This window comes from Rathayibacter tanaceti, assembly GCF_001634385.1.
Lineage (GTDB): Bacteria > Actinomycetota > Actinomycetes > Actinomycetales > Microbacteriaceae > Rathayibacter > Rathayibacter tanaceti.
Genome location: NZ_LIIN01000282.1, coordinates 1 through 956 on the forward strand (window position 1 = coordinate 1; position 956 = coordinate 956).

Here is a 956-nt window from a genome sequence, read left to right on the forward strand (position 1 = left end):
TCCGGCCGGCCGGCGGACCGGCTCCGCTCGCCGACGACCACGGCGAAGCAGAGTTCGTCGGCGACGACAGCCGGGCCTGGGGGCGGTCCGCGCTACGCCGAGCTGGAGGCCTACGTCGCGAGCCTCGGCGGCGAGTTCGACCTCGGCGAGGCGTTCAGCGGGGCTCCGGAGCAGACGCGCCGCCCCGTCGACCTGCTCGGCCTGCTCGAGATCGCCCACCGCGGTGGACTGCGCGAGGGCGAGGGCTACTCCATCGTCAGCGCCCGCCGACCCGACGGGACCGTGCGCCGCTTCGCTTTCGGCTCCGTCACCGCCCTCACCGAGAAGGAGACCGACGATGACTGAGCCCGCCGAGTCCGCCGTCGATCCGTTCATCGCCCCGGTGGCAATGGAGGAGGACCCGGACGAGCTCTTCCCGGGCGATCGCGGCGTCCTCGACACCGAGGTGCGCCGCGTTCTCGTGCACGTGCTCCAGCGGCGCTTCCTCCTCGCCGACCGGCACCGCGAGCAGTGGACCGTGTTGCTGGAGCACCGGCAGCTGATCGAGTCGCGCCTGAACGATCTGTTCGTCCGGCTCGTCGTCGACCACGAGCGCGGAGTCGCCTACAAGCAGCAGGTCCGCTCGGACGAGGTCGAGATGCCGGTGCTGCTGCGCGATCTGCCCTACACCCGCGCCGAGACGCTGGTGCTGGTGCATCTGCGCACCGTGCACCAGCGGGAGTCGGCCTCGGGCGAGCCGTCGGCGCGGGTGGACGTGGAGGAGGTCGAGCAGACCGTCCTCAGCTACTTCGCCGATGCCGAGCGCGACACCGCCCGGCGGCAGCGGATGGTCCGCAAGGCGCTCGAGCGGCTGGGCCGCGACGGCATCGTCGACGAGGAGTCGGCGGGTCGCTACCGGATCAGCCCGGTCGTCGAGATCGTGTTGAGCGCCGGGAAGCTGCGCGAGTTGAGCGAGT

General features: G+C 72.0%; 2 protein-coding genes. Both read left to right on the plus strand.

The window, feature by feature from the left end:
* On the plus strand, window positions 1–345 hold a 345-nt coding region (locus ACH61_RS15645; RefSeq protein ID WP_236713734.1), incomplete at its 5' end, for a DUF3375 family protein.
* Window positions 338–956: DUF4194 domain-containing protein (locus tag ACH61_RS15650; RefSeq protein WP_068213796.1), on the plus strand; the 619-nt coding region annotated here is incomplete at its 3' end. The genes ACH61_RS15645 and ACH61_RS15650, both read left to right, overlap by 8 nt.